Origin of the sequence: Sphingobium sp. PAMC28499, assembly GCF_004795815.1 — a bacterium.
Classification (GTDB): domain Bacteria; phylum Pseudomonadota; class Alphaproteobacteria; order Sphingomonadales; family Sphingomonadaceae; genus Sphingobium; species Sphingobium yanoikuyae.
On the sequence record NZ_CP039248.1, the window covers coordinates 3,332,511 to 3,347,051 of the forward strand.

Below are 14,541 nucleotides of genomic sequence, written 5' to 3' on the forward strand. Positions count from 1 at the left end.
GCCAACCCCGACTTTCGCTCGCACTTCAGGTCCGTAACGCATCCATAACGTCTGACCCATTGGAAATATCCACCCCTGAAATAGCCTTGCCCACGAAATCCGCAAAGCCTAGCCTTCATTTGCCGGGGAATGGGGGATCGCCAGCATGACCGAAAAGGACGAACGCGCGAGCCAGGATGGCGCCGGTCATCGCGCCCGCCTGCGCCAGCGACTGGCCGAAGGCGGCGACGGGCTGCTCGACCATGAACTGATCGAATATCTGCTCGCCCTCGCCATCCCCCGCCGCGACACCAAGCCGCTGGCCCGGCTGCTGCTGCGCGAATTTGGCGGGATCGGCGGATTGATGGCGGCCGACTGGCAGGCGATCGTACGGGTGCCCGGCATGGGCGATACCAGCGTCGCCGCGATCAAGATCGTCCAGGCCACCGCGCTGCGGATGCTGCGCAACGATGTGGCGGAACGACCGGTGCTGGGCAGTTGGCAGGCACTGCTCGACTATCTGCGCGCGGACATGGCCTATCTCCATGTCGAACGCGTGCGGGTGCTGCATCTCAACACGTAAAAACGGTTGTGCAAACCCGTTGAACAGCGCAGATTCTGGGCATGAAACCTCATGCATACATATACGCCCGGTTCTCAACCAAGCGGCAGGACCGGGGCGAATCGCTATCCCGCCAGTATGAACTCACGCAGAAGATGTGCGAGGATAATGGCTGGGAGGTTGTCGAGACGCTGACGGACAAAGGCCAGTCTGCGTGGCGAGGTAATCATCTTCGCGTCGGGGAATTGGGCCGCTTCAAAGAGCGAATCGATCATGGCGACATACCGCCAGGATCATATCTGGTGGTCGAAAACCTCGATCGCCTAAGTCGTCAGGACATAAAGAAGGCTCGCCGCTGGATCGAAGAAGTTACCGACGCTGGGATCAGGGTTGCTGTCGCTAGCCCTGCACCCGGAAAGATATTCGACGAGGTCAGCCTGTCCGGCGAGAACATCGTTGATCTGTTACAATACCTTCTTGAAGCCCAACGCTCGAACAAAGAGGCAGAACGCAAAAGCCAATTCCAACAGAAGGCCGTCGAGGGCTTCATGAACAAGGCCCGCAACGGCATTGTCTACAGCAAGCGAGTTCCTGCTTGGCTCAAGGGCGAGAAGAACGGCTCATTCGAAGTTGATGAAATACGCGCTGCCGTTGTGCGCCAGATTTATGAATGGTGCGCTGCCGGTCAGGGCATCCACCTCATCACGAAGAAGTTGAACGCGTCTGTCGAGCCGTGGACTGTCGGCCACAAATCTGCGCCAAGTTGGAAAGTCGGTTACGTCCGAGATATTCTGACGGGATGGCAAGCCGAGGGGGAATATCATGTTCGCTCCGGCCCTAATCGCGTCCGCACCGGTGAAGTCATCACCAATTACTATCCGCGCGTCGTTCCTCCCGAACTGGTCGCGGCCGCCCGGTCAGCTATGGAAAATCGGCGAGGCGCAACCGGGCCGAACCATTCCGAGGCGAAGAACCTCTTCGCGGGCCGTGTCAAATGTGGCCATTGCGGCGACACTATGATCCGCACTGTCCAGCGCAACACCAGAGGCACCCAATATGAGTATCTGAAATGCACCCGGTTCAACAACGGAGCCGAGTGCGTCAACACCACCCTGTATCGCTACGACAATTTCGAGCGAGCCGCACTCGATCAGATTTTGCACCTCGCACTCGATCATAGCCACTTTGTCAGAAGCGACGAGACCGGTCCCCTGCTCGCCCATGTAGCTCAATTGTCCAAAGACGTTGAACTCCTAGAAACAGAGCGCAGCAACCTCATGGCCTTCATCCGTAAACATGGTGAGGATGATGACACCGAGCGAGACATACTGCTGCTTAGGCCAAAGCTAGCAGCGGCAAGGGCCGACCTTGAGAAAGCACGGGAAGCCTTGGAGCGGGCTAAAGGTCATGCCACGCCGGAAGAACATCTTGCCCGCGTTCTGGAGGTAAAGGACGCTATCGCGAGCGATGATGATGAGGTCAGGCAGGATGCCCGCCGCATTGTCAGAGATGCTGTCCGTTCGGTCGTTCAGGTGGTCACTTGCCGTCGCGAATATATCGAAGGCCGCAAAACTCCGAACCGCCAAATTCAGATGACGCTAGCAGGAGGCCTTCTAGCCTTCCTGTTCGACAATGATGGAACACTGCTCCAGAAGGTCGATAAATCATCCTTGCCAGACGAAATGCTGACAGGTCTCAAGGGAACAGGGGCAGAGCAAGCCATCAAAGATGTGAAGCGCCGGCGGACTAAAGCCCTGTAGAGCGTCAATGGCCGGTCATTGCCCATTCAATCTCATTCCTCAGCTTGTCAATCACACTCTCGTCAGTCGTGGTGAGTGCCTGGGCCTCAGAACTCGATGTCATGAGATATAGGTGATAAAGCGGCGTCGGATGGCGCTTGCTGAACGACCGCCAACCGATGAAGGCAAAGAACGCCCCGATCAGCGCGAACGTCGCGGCTGATTCCTGCGCAACGGGAGCCGAGCCATAAGCCGAGAAGAAGAACAAGGCCATCAGCAGCCACCACAGCACATAGGCTTGCGACCCTTTCTTGACCGTCTCCCGAACCTCGACCGAATTGATTTTGTTGATCGCGTAGGACTTTTTGCCGAACCGGGCAAAGTGTTCGTCCACGCTGATGTCGCCGTCCTTGTAAGCCATGTCCCCTGCCTCTCATGCGATGAATGCGGGGAAGACTAGCTTCTTACGGTTAAGGAACTGTAAGACCGCAGATAATCGACGGCCCTACTGAGCGCCCTAGGACGCCCGTAGAGGGCCTATGACAAAAGAAAGCCCCTGCATAGCTGCAAGGGCTTCTTTGTTCTCAGCGGGCTTCTCTGGGTTAGCAGCGGGGTAGTTCGAAGATGGTCGAACCAATCTCCAAACGGAAGTGACTCTTTTTGCGTTCGCAGTAGACACGCGCATCATCAAACGTGAATGCAAACTGGTCATCTTCGTAATCGGAATTGCAGTCCAGCGTCTCTACGAAATTAGCAAGTGCATTAAGATCGATGTTGTTAAACATGCGCTGTCTCCTTCCCCATCTTATTGTTGCCGTTCAGGAAGAAAATCATCCAGAAAAAGACATTGAGAGAAGAAAACTCAGAAGTCTTTGCAGTTGTCTATTTTCTGGATGACACAGGAAGAATCTGGTGCTTGATGATCGCGTGGCACAACACAGGAGTAAGCCACAAATGAACATCAAAAAGCATCCCGAGTTCGAAACCGAAAACACTATCCGGGGCAAGAAGACCGCTGTGTTTGCGGGAGACACCAGCGTTTGGCTGCTTATTGAAAGCAATGAGGAAGACCCCGAGGCTTTCGAGTTCAACGGAACTTGGTGGCGCAAGGCGCTGCCTGACAACTAAGTTAAAAAGCGGTTAAAGAGTCGCCCCGGAAAGCAATTTCCGGGGCTTTCGCGTCTGTGGTTGACTTCCTCGCCATAAGGTCAGCATTTGCGATCAAATTGACCGGAGGACGTATGGGCAGACGGATTGAGATACGCTTGCTAGAGGGCCTGCCAGAGCATCTACAAGCGACGATCCTCACCGACGCTAAAGCGATGACTGTAAAGCCCAGCGCAACGCTACAGACGGCCGTAGGGAACGAGGCGCTGTCGTGGTTACGGGAACGCGCTGTCGGCAAGGACCATATCAGTTTCGCATTTTACAAGTGGCCCCCGAACGGCCCCGCTCATTACGGCATATTGTGGGCCTACAATCCCAGAACGGACCAGACGTTGCGCGTCCCGTTCAGCGAGACGGCAGGTGAGCGCGAAACGATTGCGAGTTGGGACGAGGCCGAAATTGAACTTCACCTGTTCAGCCTCAAACAATTTGGGCAACCCACGCAGGTTTGAAGTCGCAGCGCGCCCAAAAAGGCTTATGATCTCCTTAGGCACATCAACCGAAAGGACGTGCCTAAATGGAATGGTTATCCGTGTTTACGCCGCAAGCTGCCCAGCAGCTTATCCAAAATCACAAAGAGCAGTTGCCACTGAAAGGGACTAACCGGGAACGGGATTTCGAACCTGTGTGTCGCCTATTTTTGCCATGGGCGGCGGCCACATTTCTGCTCACCGAAATGGACGATGACGGCCTCGCGTTCGGGCTGTCCGATCTCGGCTTTGGAACGCCAGAACTCGGCTACATCAGCATGGACGAAATCTACAGCGTCAAGGGGCCGGGAGGACTCAGGGTGGAGCAGGACTTGCATTGGACAGCCAAGCGCACCCTGTCCGAATATGCCGCCCTTGCGCGTAAAGCGGGAAGCATCCCCTCATAAATAACGGCGGGTTGTTTTCTGTCATTTTACAACCTGCAAATGGGGAAGCTGGATCGGGAACGGTCCAGCTTTTCTCATGGGTAGCCACTCACAAAAAAAAGGCCCGACAGATGCTACCGGGCCGTTAATTCGGATTGAGGAATGCTCAGTCCTTTTTGTTCGCCTTGCGCGTCTGGGACATGGTTGCAGACCGCTGACGAACAGCAGCTTCGCCGGCATCCAACTGCGCTTTGAACTTGCCCTTTTCAACATCGGCCTTGATGGCGTTCATCACATCGACAAACTGCGCTTTGGGCACCACGACATGCGTTTCCTCGCCAACCAGCTTGAGGGGCGAGTTAGCGTAGCGGATGGTGAAGCCCACATTCTCGCCATTCACTTCGAACCAGCGACGCCCTTCTTCCTTCGGCTTGTTGAACAGCGCAATCTGCTTGTCGATTGCATTTGCCACCACTTCGGCCGCCGTCTTCGGGACGCGGGCCTTGCCCTTCGCGAAGCCTTCAACGGCGCTTGCGGGCTTAACTATCTTGGTCCAATCCATGTTGATCTACTCCATCATTTGCAGCACGGCGCTGCACTAGCGGACATACAAACTCATTTGATCCCTATTGCAACCTGTTTCTGGTTTCAGGCAAAAACAGCAGTGCGGAGCATGTTCGGTGTGACGCCACAGTAGCTTTCAGTGGTTGCCAGATTCTTGTGCCCTAAAAACTCCTGCACGACACGCAGACTTACCCCACGATCAACCATGTTGGTAGCTGCACTCCGACGACCGGAATAGCAGCTTCCCTGAACACCTGACATGCGGTAAATGCGCCGGATAGCCTCGCTGATACCGTTGGCGGTAAATGCTTCCCCACGGGCATTGCGAAACACCCTGCCCTGCCGACCCTGCATGTGAAGCTGCAATGCGGAGATGATTTCCTCGTTTACGGGCAGCGAGCGAGAACCCTGACGCTTTGTCGATCCTTGCGGGATGCGGAGCGTGTTATCGTTTTGAAACCAGCTTGCTTCCATGTTTGCAAGTTCGATGGGGCGCAGGCCAAGGCGCTTCGAAAGAAGCAGCATCAGGCTATATTGCGCTGCATTCTGCATGTTAGCGGCAAACTGCTGCACAACTGCAAATTGGTCATCGGATAAGATCGGTGCTCGCATAACTGAACTCCTTGTTGTCCAGCATGTTTGCAGCCATCTGATTCCTGCGTCATCCAGAACCAGACCTGAGATTCAAAAAAAGCAATGAGTTGTCACCGGCTGAGTAGACCCGCGTGAATAACGTGCGGATGGAAAATAGCGGTGAGAAAATCGGATTTAATGATGTTAAAGGCTGCCAGCGCAAAATGGATAGGCGCATGAACCCTAACCTGGTTGACCAGCCCTGCGACAACCAGTCCTCGTCAGTTGAGGAAGCAGTGACTTCTGGTGCACGCGGGATGAGGTGGAACCGCTGACCAACGCCATGCAGTATGAACCCACCCACCAGATGGTTTCTGAAATGATCTTGGATGCCCTTCTTATGGAAATGGGCAGACAGATAGGCGGTTCGCAACCGATTAGCGGCCGTCCCTTTTCCTCCGCCAATAGTCCTCATAACCAGTATAGTCATCGCTTGCCACTCTATAGCGCACCGCTGTGCCAAGCGACGGCCAATCACTTGGTGTCCCACCAATCCGCAGCGAACCTGAGTTTATGTCTTGTAAGGCCTCCTGAAGACTGATCATATTGCTGTTGAAGCTCAGCTTATATGGGCGCCAATCGCATAGAACCGCGACCATGTTCTTCCCACTTTTGCCACGAATCAGCCTAATCGCGCCTAAACATGGCGGAGAGTAATATATCGAATACGCTGTATCGTTCGGCGTCTTACGTTCGATGATAATCGGGATCGCATTTGAAGGAAGAGACATGCCACCGTAATTTGGCTTTCCTACAAAAGTCTGTGCTTGAACTGGCGCGGCAAGCACAAAGGTTGCAATAGCCAAGGAAATCCGCATTTTATACTCCTCTGGCAAGCCGATACGGCTTTACATTCTGCACTTACCAAATTCAGTCAAAGAGACATAGTTTCCGACGAACATATTGGTGGTAAGGGAATAACCAAGAGATCCGTCTTCATCTTTGTTGACATGCAGCGTATAGCTGAAGTTGAATCCCCCTCCCGACAAACCAAATTCCGTAGGAAAAACGCTTTTATCGAGCGCCCTTAGATCGATGCCTCCCGCTCGCACAGTTTTGAAATCAAACTGAGGCGTGTTCCAGATGATATCATACCTACCATCGGCGTCCTGAACCACTTTGAAACCATCGCCCTTATCGGGTTTGGTTGTGCTGCTCTGCGCCTCACCTCTTGCTTGGAATATGGAAGTCTGTGATAGCGGAGAACATATAATTTCTGCGGCCCATGTCGGTGAGGCCCAAACTGCCAGAGCGGCAATCGAAGTTGTGAACGCTGCCTTTGACATATGCCCCCTCATTTTCACTGGTATCCGAGTAAGGCGATCCTACGCCCGACCGCTACATAAACTGTTCGTTTCCCATATGCTATTCGCAGATTGCGCGCTTCTCATTGAACTTCGGCCAGATCACAGTTGTCCCGCTCTGCACCATGGCACAGTTGATTTCGATGCGGGCTTCATTCCGACAGATTGCGGTCACTCGATTATAGCTGGTCCCGGTTTTCCGACATTGGAGCGTCTGGCCGCTGGCCAACTCTGATAGTTTGGCGGTGGCAGAAGCGGCACTTGCCGAAGGGCAAGGATGACCGGGAGAGCATGTCTCGTCACTCTCGCGAGCCGCAACCGCATGGAGACGAACTCGCGTTCCATTCGCGCAGCGCAGTGTATCGCCATCGGTGATAGAACTGACCTGACAGGAGAAGTCGGATGCGAAACTCGCATGATGGTCACTGGAGATAGAAGACGACGGCCAGAAGAACACCGTCAAGCCGACCGCGACGACGAAAACTGCCGAAAGCAGGAGGACGACCGGATCATTGTCCTGCCGCCCCCTACGCTTCCGCGTCTGGCTCATCATCGCGCGATGATGAGCATTCGCCCAATTCCTATGTCCGCTGCCCCTCTTCATATCCCCACCCTTATCACGCTCCGATTGGAATGGCGTTAACGGGATCGCTTATCGGCGCGAGCGGCGGCAGCGATACTCAAACTGGCGCTGGGCTGAACTTGACCTTGAAAAGCTGCGCTTCCCGCTTGTTCTGAAACACGAACAAAAGTGCATCATACCAGCTTGGAAAAGCCTGCAGAGGCGTGACAGAGCCGGAAGTAGCAGCCGTCTGGAATGCCGGATCATAGGACAGGTCGAGCCTGCATTGATCGACTACCCGGTAACCAAATGCCTTGCCCAGCATGTCCGGGGTGTCTTCCTTCCAGCCGAACACCTGCACGGGCTCCGATCCACGCTCAAGAACTTGGTGACACTCGTCCCAGTCGGCCTCGGTCAGCCAAACGTGGAAGCCTGCTGTTGGTCCGCTATCCTGAGGAACTCGCTCTGCCAGGGCTGCAATTTCGGGCGTCATGCGTTCTCCGTTTCATGCGGCAACGTCGCTTCCACCAGTGTGGTGGCATCAACCTCTTCTACGATCAGATTGGCCTCCGCCATGAACGTGCCCATGATGCCTTGCATCCGCTCTGCCATCAGCTTTGCCTTGGCCTCGCTCGCCAGATCGGCATCGCGACGCGCATCGTGCAGTTCGCGCTTCAACTGAGTGCGAGCAGCGACCAGCATATTCCGCGCCACGTAGGCTTGCAGGTCGGCGTCCGGAGATAGGCCGAGAAGATCGGTATCGAGGAGAAAAGTAACACTTGCTTTGGTCATGCGCGCCCTCCTGCCGAACGGCAGTTAAAGCACCTTTAACGGCGAGATTGACGTGCTAAACAATCACAGCATCTCGGCTCTTCCCATCTACAGTCGATCCATTATCTTCCTTTTGAAATCAGGGGATGATGATGATTAATCTGGACGTTGAAGCGGGTAAAAAACAGCCACGAACTCGCACGGGCTGGAACGACCGGCTCGCACATTGGGAAAGACCCGCAAGCGACCATGAAGAAGCCAAAATCGAGCGGGCCGCAAATATCGCTCGCAACCTAATTGCCAACAGTGACATTCTGAATGCTGAGCAGGTGGTTGTCCGTCCGCAGGGAAGCTATTTCAACAACACGAATGTGCGCCTCGAAGCTGACATGGACTTGCGAGTCCAACCGACCGGTGGGTTAATTACCCGCTATGCCGAAGATGTCGATCGCGCCGCAGCCGATGTAGACGGAGGCTATACCAACTTGGGCCGAGACGGCGTTGATGTCGTTGCTACGATAAGGGACGAATTAGCACGCATATGCAGGGCGCGCTTCGGTTGGCAAAATGTGAATGTCGGAAACAAGGCGGTTACCGTGGACGGTCTTGATGGCAGCCGAGCCGATGTCGATCTTGTGCCTGCCCTTCGATTCCACTGGATTTACAACAATCCGTATGGCGGCTTCTATACCGATGAAGGCGTTATCATCTACGGCAGCGATGGTCGTGAAACAATCAACTTCCCGCAGCAGCACAACGCTAACGGCATTACCAAACGAGCAAACACCCGGCACCGCTTCAAGAAGGTGGTCAGGATGCTCAAACAACTCAACTATGAGCTTGACGCGATGGGAGCGATATCCCACCGCGCCCCCTCCTTCCTCGTTGAATGTCTCGTTTATCTAGTCGAGGACGGCTATTTTCTGTGGGAAAACGATGATCGGCTAGACCGTTTGCGGCGCGTGGTAGGCAGGTGCCTGGACCTCCTGTTTGATGAAGAATTTACCTCCAAAGCCACTGAGATAAATGGCATCAAATTCCTGTTTCATTCCAGCCAAGCATGGACGCTGCTGGATGCCAAATCATTTATCCGAGCTGCCCACGCAAGGGTCTATGCCTGATGTGGTCCCTGATAGATCGCAAGGCGCAGCTTACAATCGTCGTCGCCCTGACGGTGATCGTTTTGCTCGGCCTGCAAAGCCTTTTTGAGCTAGTGACCGGCGACAAGGTGTCGCCCTTGAAACTGATTGCTGCTTTGGTTTTCGTAATCGGAACGCTATTCGCATTTATCTTCAATCAAGTGTGGCGATGGCTATGGAGAAAACTCCCTTTCCTTAGTCGCGCTTTCTTCCCTGACCTCAATGGTGTCTGGGATGGGCATCTTAAATCGACCTGGATCGATCCTGAGACAGGAAAGCCGAAGGGGCCAATACGATCTACAATCACAATCCGTCAGAGTCTGTTTGACATCAGTATCATGCAGAAGACTGGCGAAAGTGACTCCTACTCATTGATCGTGATTCCAGAAGCCACACCTAAGGCCGACAGGTATCGACTGTGGTATTCTTACTCCAATCGTCCCAAGGCCCAATTTGCTTATCGCTCTGCGAATCACGATGGTATAGCTTGGCTGGAGGTAAACGTAGCTGAAGACCCAGACTTACTTGAAGGCCAATACTTCACAGCGAGGCGCACTACCGGCGATCTATCAGTGCGGAGGCACTCTGACATCAAGTGAGGCCGCTTTGAAAAATCTCAATTGCGGCTTTATTCTCTCACGACGCGGATTGCCCAGCGGACAGCCAACGCTCATTTTTCATTGGCGGCCTTGGTATGCCCATCCTTTTCCTCAGCATCTGCCTGAGCACCACCAGCTTCTTCGACGCTTTCCCCACCAGTTAGTAGCTTCACGATGTTGCCCCCATGGGTCAGCGCATTGTCCACATGCTCAACCGTCGCACTGACGGACGTGACTGCCAAGCCAATGGCACCAAGGATTGGCAAAGCGCCGCTATACCACTTTTTCGCCTCAGGACTGCGCGCTCCCTGCATACCTTGGCTGCGAGCGATCTCTCCAGCCATAGCGCCCCAAGCCTTGGTCAGCCCCTCAATACCAATTAAGTCAAATGTCTGTATGCTCCACAAAAAGTTCCTGATCTGCTTCTCCAAATGGGCCTTGAGCCGACTATCAATGTGACTTTCGTTCAAGTCTTTCAGCATGGAGGTAGCCTTTTCAACAAGGCTCTGAAGAAAACCCTCCGGCAATTCACGATAATCAAGCGGCCTCAATACGTCATCGACAAGCGTAAGATACTCAAAGGCTTTGACTTCACCGCGCAAACTGTCGTTCACGATGTTATTCAGCGATTCCAGTGTAAGATAATTTGATAATGCAGCAACGGCTCCGACATAGAGTTCTTGGCTCCCTTGCTTCAACGGACTAGCTCTGATGTCGAGAACAAGCTGATCGCATTTCGCCTTGATACCAGCAAGCGTCTGATGAAATTCGACACTACCGACCGTGGTATTTGCCGTCTGAGCAATGGCATCACGCATGGCCCGATTTGGCTTGCGCGCCAGTGCCTGAAATAGTTCTCGCACTTCCGTTGCCAACGTCCGCTCGTCACTCATGCCAAACCGTCCCCGTTCGCGTTTCGTCCTATAAATAAACACATGGCGCAGAAAAAACTACCAAAGCTGGATGAGAAATCGAAGCGAGCTGTTCATTGCGCGGCCCGCACTATTGAGGGAGCCAAAGCCTTGGGCGAACTAGCCGACCAGATGTTGGCAGAGAGCGACACCAACGCATGGCGCAACATCAGCGAAGAGCATAAAGAGATCGTCCTGTATCGCATCCGTGGTGGTGAACTGCTCACCACCATCTGCAAGTCCCTTGGCCTCGATCCCGGCAACATCCGCAACCTCGCCGCTATGGACGAGGATTTCGATCACCGCCTTGCCGCATCTTACGCCCATGGCCAGCACGCCCAGGTCGAGCGCCTATATTCCCTTCCTTACGACACCACGCTCAGCGATGCCCGTGCGAAGCTGCTCAGCGACAATATCAAGTGGATCGCTGGCCGCTCCAACCGCAAGGCGTATGGCGAGCATGTGAAGGTCGAAGGCAACATCGGCATCCAGCATGTGGCGATGCCCAATTGGTCGTTCGGCCAATCTGTCGAGGGCCAGATTATCAGCCGTGATGATGATCCCGACAAAGAGGATTGAATCTCACGCAAAGCACCAACGGAGTCCTGTCGGCGATTGTCGGCAGGACTTTTTTTCGACTGATGCAGTTTCTTTGGTCGCAGTCAGCCCGATCAGGCTTTATGTTCATTAGAACCAGCCCACGCCATAGGCGCTCTGTAAGGGCCGTTCAGCCCCTATGGGCATCAAGTATGCTGTAGGGCCGTCTAGGCCCGCGTTGACCCCTTACAGGGCATCAGCGACCCCGACCATTGTTCCGCCCTTACTCAGCGAAAAGATGCAGATAAGAATGGATCGCAAGTCTGCCCATGTTGCATCGCACAATAAGCAATCAGTCTAGCCGAGATACGAAGTCATATCTCCACTCTTACACATTAGACTCTACAGGAAAAGATGCGACCACAACCTGCACGGTTCGTCGCATTTCGCGCTAGATCAGGAAGTCATACCTCCACAATCACACACTACAATCTACAGTCAATACGTCAACCAGTAAGGCGAATTATCCTGAACTCTTTCTGTGCCGCGCTAGGAAAGATGCTCACACCTCAGCATAACTCACATAACATCGTTAGGAGTCAAATCAACCACTCATTGCAGGTATGGACAATATACGAAAACCATACCTCCTTCCACTTGGTTGACCACAAGAAAAAAGGTGTCAAGCCTATCTTTTTTGTCGCTCTTTGACGGCATCATGCTATCGTTGAATCGTAAAGGAATGAACACCATTCCTAGCGCGACAATCACCCACATCAGCAACGGCTCGTCGCATTTCAGGAAAATAAACCTGTGACCAGCCCTGAGCGGTTGATTTGCAGAACTGTCGCGCTAGTGTGAATGTAGAGGTATTGCCACCGGTCAGATGGCTGATGGAGGGGGTATACCCCTATCCTGAGGGCGGGTGCCCTGACGCAGGATTTCTATAATCAGTTTCAAATTCCCGACTCAGAATTTCTATAATCAGTTTCAAAATCTGATGTCAGGATGTCTGCAATAACGACCAAGCCCTGACCCAGATTTTTTTGTCAGTTCCAAAATCCTGACCCGTTCGGCCGTCCGATAAGATATCGCATGAGCGAAGATATCGACCACCTGAAAGCCTTTGACCGGGCATCCCGCGAGAACCTGTCCACGAACTATGTGGACCTGTTCGGCCTTGATGAATTGCGCGCGCACATTCGAGCCGACAAGATGGGACGACCAGCGGAGCCGCCTAAATCGATCAGGCAATCCAAGCGCCAATTCACGCCCGATCAAATCCGGGACATGGAGACCAGCATGGACCCGCTGGCCGTCATCGCCAAGCGCGTCGGCACATCGCATCAGACGGTATCCACCTACAGACGTAAGGCCCGCAACCGATAAGTAAATGCAGAAGAAGGCTGCTGCATATCTCCTATGTCCGTTTGTCGCGGGATCGTGCAAGTCATGCCTGCTCCCTTGTGCACCTCCCTCCGGTTTAGCTGCTGGACAGCGAGTATTTTTGAAGGGGCTATGGGGAGTGAATGCGGGGCAGCAAGCCGTAAGGAGGCATTACCCGTTTAAGGTATGAAAAGACACAGAAAGGGCCGGGAGTAAATTCCCGGCCCTTTTGCGTATCAGCTTACCGCTGAACTTAGATGCCGCCGCTAGCGACGCAGGACACCACAGCCAGAATAGCGATAGCTGCTACTTCGATGGACCTCAGTGGGCGGAAGTTCGCATACATATGGGTCGTCTCCTTCCAACATCATATGCTGCCTTTGAACCAGCGTGTCATCCGAAGAATACATGCCGATGAGTCTTAATCCGTCAACAGCTTAAATAGCTAATGACGGACTACAAGAAGACATTCACTCCTAATCCCAAACAACAGAAGCTACTCAATCTGGCCTGGCACGACCGGCAGGTAGAGAACTTGCTGGCTTACGGTCCTTCCCGTTCGGGCAAGTCTGCGATCCTGACCACGCTTACTGTTAATCGCGCCCTAGCCTTCCCCGGCACCAAGCACGCCATCTTCCGTCGAACGCTGCGCTCCTGCCACTCCCAGCTATTTCAGGGCACGTTCCGCGAGATCATGGGCATGATCTATCCGGGGTATCTGGATAGCCAGAACGTCACGGTCAAAGCCGATGGCAACGTAGAGTTTCACAACGGGTCAAAGCTCGTCTTCGAAGGTCTGGACCCTACCCGCATCGATAAGGTGCTGGGTGCGCAATATGCCACCGCTTGGGTCAACGAATGCAACGAGATCGATGACTATGAGATCATCCAGCAGCTTGCGAGCCGTATGGCCGATACCGCGCCCATGGTCGGTGGTGACGGCAAGGTCGTCCTCGATCCAGAGGGCAACCCGGTCATGTGCCGCCCGCTCATGCTCTTCGACTGCAACCCAGACCTAAAAAGCGATTGGGAACACCAGTGCTTTGTCGAGAAGAAGCACCCGACTTCCGGCAAGCTGTTCAAGGATGAGAGCCTTGGCAAGTGGCGTCGTGTGTTCATGCCCGCGCATGAGAACAGCGGCAACATCGCAGCCGGTTATCTGGACTCCCTTGCCGAACGCTATGACGGCTCACCCAACATGGAGAGCCGCTTCCTGCTTGGGCAGTGGCGCGACGACAACCCGAACGCGCTCTTCCGCAAGAGCATGTTCAAATACAAGGAGGTCGCCAAAGACTTCCTCGTCCGCATCATTGTCGCGGTCGATCCTGCTGGCACTTCTGGCAATGGCTCTGACTGGACCGGCATTGTGGTCGTGGGGCTGGGCTGGGACAACAATGCCTATGTCCTTGAGGATAGCAGCGTTCAGGGCACCCCAGAGACATGGGCCAAGCATGTTGCCCTGATGTATGACAAGTGGGACGCCGACATGGTTGTGGCGGAAAAGAACTATGGCGGCGAAATGGTGGAACACACCATCCGCACTGCCCGCCGCAATATTCCGGTCAAGATGGTGACGGCTACTCGCGGCAAGATCATCCGCGCTGAACCGGTCCAGATGCTCTATCTGAAACAGCAGGTCTTTCACACTGACTCGTTCAAAGAGCTAGAAGCGCAGATGTGCGACTACAAACCTGAAACGAAGAAGTCTCCCGATAGGATGGACGCACTTGTCTGGGGATTGACCGAACTCATGAAGCTGAGTGGTGGTGGTGGTGGAAGCCTGACGGTCAAGCGCGCCGGTGGAGTGTGGCGGGCATAAATATCGCTATTAA

The 14,541-nt window shown here is 54.0% G+C and carries 18 protein-coding genes and 1 pseudogene; 10 read left to right on the forward strand and 9 right to left on the reverse strand.

Features of this window, described 5'->3' with window-relative positions:
• Positions 1 to 145: 145 nt before the first annotated feature.
• Positions 146 to 559: pseudogene (locus tag E5554_RS15905) on the forward strand (hypothetical protein); the annotation flags it as partial.
• A gap of 44 nt (positions 560 to 603) precedes the next feature.
• Positions 604 to 2,301, forward strand: a complete 1,698-nt coding sequence (locus E5554_RS15910; RefSeq protein ID WP_136187400.1) for a recombinase family protein — start codon at positions 604 to 606, stop codon at positions 2,299 to 2,301.
• Between the two features lie 4 nt (positions 2,302 to 2,305).
• Here the strand turns inward: E5554_RS15910 and E5554_RS15915 are convergent, their stop codons facing one another.
• Both E5554_RS15915 and E5554_RS15920 read right to left on the reverse strand, forming a co-directional pair.
• Positions 2,306 to 2,701 (reverse strand): DUF6232 family protein, encoded by a 396-nt coding sequence (locus E5554_RS15915; RefSeq protein ID WP_136187401.1) that lies wholly within the window; start codon positions 2,699 to 2,701, stop codon positions 2,306 to 2,308.
• A gap of 181 nt (positions 2,702 to 2,882) precedes the next feature.
• Positions 2,883 to 3,065, reverse strand: coding sequence for a hypothetical protein (locus tag E5554_RS15920; RefSeq protein ID WP_136187402.1), 183 nt, complete (start codon positions 3,063 to 3,065; stop codon positions 2,883 to 2,885).
• Between the two features lie 169 nt (positions 3,066 to 3,234).
• Between E5554_RS15920 and E5554_RS23095 the strand changes: the two genes are divergently transcribed.
• The 3 genes from E5554_RS23095 (at position 3,235) to E5554_RS15930 (ending at position 4,324) form a co-directional block, all read left to right on the forward strand.
• Positions 3,235 to 3,408: a hypothetical protein gene (locus E5554_RS23095; RefSeq protein WP_168708720.1), complete on the forward strand. Its 174-nt coding sequence runs from the start codon at positions 3,235 to 3,237 to the stop codon at positions 3,406 to 3,408.
• A gap of 113 nt (positions 3,409 to 3,521) precedes the next feature.
• Positions 3,522 to 3,899 (forward strand): hypothetical protein, encoded by a 378-nt coding sequence (locus tag E5554_RS15925; RefSeq protein ID WP_168708721.1) that lies wholly within the window; start codon positions 3,522 to 3,524, stop codon positions 3,897 to 3,899.
• Between the two features lie 65 nt (positions 3,900 to 3,964).
• The gene (locus E5554_RS15930; RefSeq protein WP_136187404.1) at positions 3,965 to 4,324 is read left to right on the forward strand and encodes a DUF2958 domain-containing protein; all 360 of its coding nucleotides are present in this window, start codon (positions 3,965 to 3,967) and stop codon (positions 4,322 to 4,324) included.
• Positions 4,325 to 4,469: 145 nt separating this feature from the next.
• Here E5554_RS15930 and E5554_RS15935 read toward each other — a convergent pair whose 3' ends face one another.
• The 6 genes from E5554_RS15935 to E5554_RS15960 form a co-directional block, all read right to left on the reverse strand.
• Entirely contained in the window at positions 4,470 to 4,865 is a 396-nt protein-coding gene (locus tag E5554_RS15935) for a hypothetical protein (RefSeq protein ID WP_136187405.1), read from the reverse strand.
• Positions 4,866 to 4,951: 86 nt separating this feature from the next.
• A complete protein-coding gene (locus E5554_RS15940) occupies positions 4,952 to 5,479 on the reverse strand; it encodes a site-specific integrase (protein ID WP_136187406.1) in 528 nt (175 codons plus the stop codon).
• Positions 5,480 to 5,877: 398 nt separating this feature from the next.
• Positions 5,878 to 6,318 carry a hypothetical protein gene (locus E5554_RS15945; protein ID WP_136187407.1) on the reverse strand — a complete coding sequence of 147 codons (441 nt, stop codon included), beginning with the start codon at positions 6,316 to 6,318 and terminating at the stop codon, positions 5,878 to 5,880.
• Between the two features lie 30 nt (positions 6,319 to 6,348).
• Entirely contained in the window at positions 6,349 to 6,786 is a 438-nt protein-coding gene (locus E5554_RS15950; protein WP_136187408.1) for a hypothetical protein, read from the reverse strand.
• Between the two features lie 698 nt (positions 6,787 to 7,484).
• Positions 7,485 to 7,859 carry a hypothetical protein gene (locus tag E5554_RS15955; protein WP_136187409.1) on the reverse strand — a complete coding sequence of 125 codons (375 nt, stop codon included), beginning with the start codon at positions 7,857 to 7,859 and terminating at the stop codon, positions 7,485 to 7,487.
• A complete protein-coding gene (locus tag E5554_RS15960) occupies positions 7,856 to 8,158 on the reverse strand; it encodes a hypothetical protein (protein ID WP_136187410.1) in 303 nt (100 codons plus the stop codon). Before E5554_RS15960 ends, E5554_RS15955 begins: the two co-directional genes overlap by 4 nt.
• 125 nt (positions 8,159 to 8,283) lie before the next feature.
• Here E5554_RS15960 and E5554_RS15965 point away from each other — a divergent pair, with 125 nt between their 5' ends.
• Together E5554_RS15965 and E5554_RS15970 are read left to right on the forward strand one after the other, a co-directional pair.
• Complete coding sequence (locus E5554_RS15965; RefSeq protein WP_136187411.1) at positions 8,284 to 9,258, forward strand: hypothetical protein; 975 nt, start codon at positions 8,284 to 8,286, stop codon at positions 9,256 to 9,258.
• Positions 9,258 to 9,875, forward strand: coding sequence for a hypothetical protein (locus E5554_RS15970; protein ID WP_136187412.1), 618 nt, complete (start codon positions 9,258 to 9,260; stop codon positions 9,873 to 9,875). Before E5554_RS15965 ends, E5554_RS15970 begins: the two co-directional genes overlap by 1 nt.
• Before the next feature lie 71 nt (positions 9,876 to 9,946).
• Here E5554_RS15970 and E5554_RS15975 read toward each other — a convergent pair whose 3' ends face one another.
• Positions 9,947 to 10,768: a hypothetical protein gene (locus E5554_RS15975; RefSeq protein ID WP_136187413.1), complete on the reverse strand. Its 822-nt coding sequence runs from the start codon at positions 10,766 to 10,768 to the stop codon at positions 9,947 to 9,949.
• A gap of 42 nt (positions 10,769 to 10,810) precedes the next feature.
• On the opposite strand from E5554_RS15975, the gene E5554_RS15980 reads away from it, so the two are divergent.
• From E5554_RS15980 to E5554_RS15990, 3 genes are all read left to right on the forward strand, one after another.
• Positions 10,811 to 11,365: a hypothetical protein gene (locus tag E5554_RS15980; protein ID WP_136187414.1), complete on the forward strand. Its 555-nt coding sequence runs from the start codon at positions 10,811 to 10,813 to the stop codon at positions 11,363 to 11,365.
• Between the two features lie 1,053 nt (positions 11,366 to 12,418).
• Complete coding sequence (locus tag E5554_RS15985; RefSeq protein WP_136187415.1) at positions 12,419 to 12,712, forward strand: hypothetical protein; 294 nt, start codon at positions 12,419 to 12,421, stop codon at positions 12,710 to 12,712.
• Positions 12,713 to 13,157: 445 nt separating this feature from the next.
• The gene (locus tag E5554_RS15990; protein WP_136187416.1) at positions 13,158 to 14,528 is read left to right on the forward strand and encodes a phage terminase large subunit; all 1,371 of its coding nucleotides are present in this window, start codon (positions 13,158 to 13,160) and stop codon (positions 14,526 to 14,528) included.
• Positions 14,529 to 14,541 lie beyond the last annotated feature (13 nt).

Coding starts and splice junctions, on each gene's coding strand:
- E5554_RS15910 (WP_136187400.1), top strand. CDS start 604: ATGAAACCTCATGCATACATATACGCCCGGTTCTCAACCAAGCGGCAG.
- E5554_RS15915 (WP_136187401.1), bottom strand. CDS start 2,701: ATGGCTTACAAGGACGGCGACATCAGCGTGGACGAACACTTTGCCCGG.
- E5554_RS15920 (WP_136187402.1), bottom strand. CDS start 3,065: ATGTTTAACAACATCGATCTTAATGCACTTGCTAATTTCGTAGAGACG.
- E5554_RS23095 (WP_168708720.1), top strand. CDS start 3,235: ATGAACATCAAAAAGCATCCCGAGTTCGAAACCGAAAACACTATCCGG.
- E5554_RS15925 (WP_168708721.1), top strand. CDS start 3,522: ATGGGCAGACGGATTGAGATACGCTTGCTAGAGGGCCTGCCAGAGCAT.
- E5554_RS15930 (WP_136187404.1), top strand. CDS start 3,965: ATGGAATGGTTATCCGTGTTTACGCCGCAAGCTGCCCAGCAGCTTATC.
- E5554_RS15935 (WP_136187405.1), bottom strand. CDS start 4,865: ATGGATTGGACCAAGATAGTTAAGCCCGCAAGCGCCGTTGAAGGCTTC.
- E5554_RS15940 (WP_136187406.1), bottom strand. CDS start 5,479: ATGCGAGCACCGATCTTATCCGATGACCAATTTGCAGTTGTGCAGCAG.
- E5554_RS15945 (WP_136187407.1), bottom strand. CDS start 6,318: ATGCGGATTTCCTTGGCTATTGCAACCTTTGTGCTTGCCGCGCCAGTT.
- E5554_RS15950 (WP_136187408.1), bottom strand. CDS start 6,786: ATGTCAAAGGCAGCGTTCACAACTTCGATTGCCGCTCTGGCAGTTTGG.
- E5554_RS15955 (WP_136187409.1), bottom strand. CDS start 7,859: ATGACGCCCGAAATTGCAGCCCTGGCAGAGCGAGTTCCTCAGGATAGC.
- E5554_RS15960 (WP_136187410.1), bottom strand. CDS start 8,158: ATGACCAAAGCAAGTGTTACTTTTCTCCTCGATACCGATCTTCTCGGC.
- E5554_RS15965 (WP_136187411.1), top strand. CDS start 8,284: ATGATGATGATTAATCTGGACGTTGAAGCGGGTAAAAAACAGCCACGA.
- E5554_RS15970 (WP_136187412.1), top strand. CDS start 9,258: ATGTGGTCCCTGATAGATCGCAAGGCGCAGCTTACAATCGTCGTCGCC.
- E5554_RS15975 (WP_136187413.1), bottom strand. CDS start 10,768: ATGAGTGACGAGCGGACGTTGGCAACGGAAGTGCGAGAACTATTTCAG.
- E5554_RS15980 (WP_136187414.1), top strand. CDS start 10,811: ATGGCGCAGAAAAAACTACCAAAGCTGGATGAGAAATCGAAGCGAGCT.
- E5554_RS15985 (WP_136187415.1), top strand. CDS start 12,419: ATGAGCGAAGATATCGACCACCTGAAAGCCTTTGACCGGGCATCCCGC.
- E5554_RS15990 (WP_136187416.1), top strand. CDS start 13,158: ATGACGGACTACAAGAAGACATTCACTCCTAATCCCAAACAACAGAAG.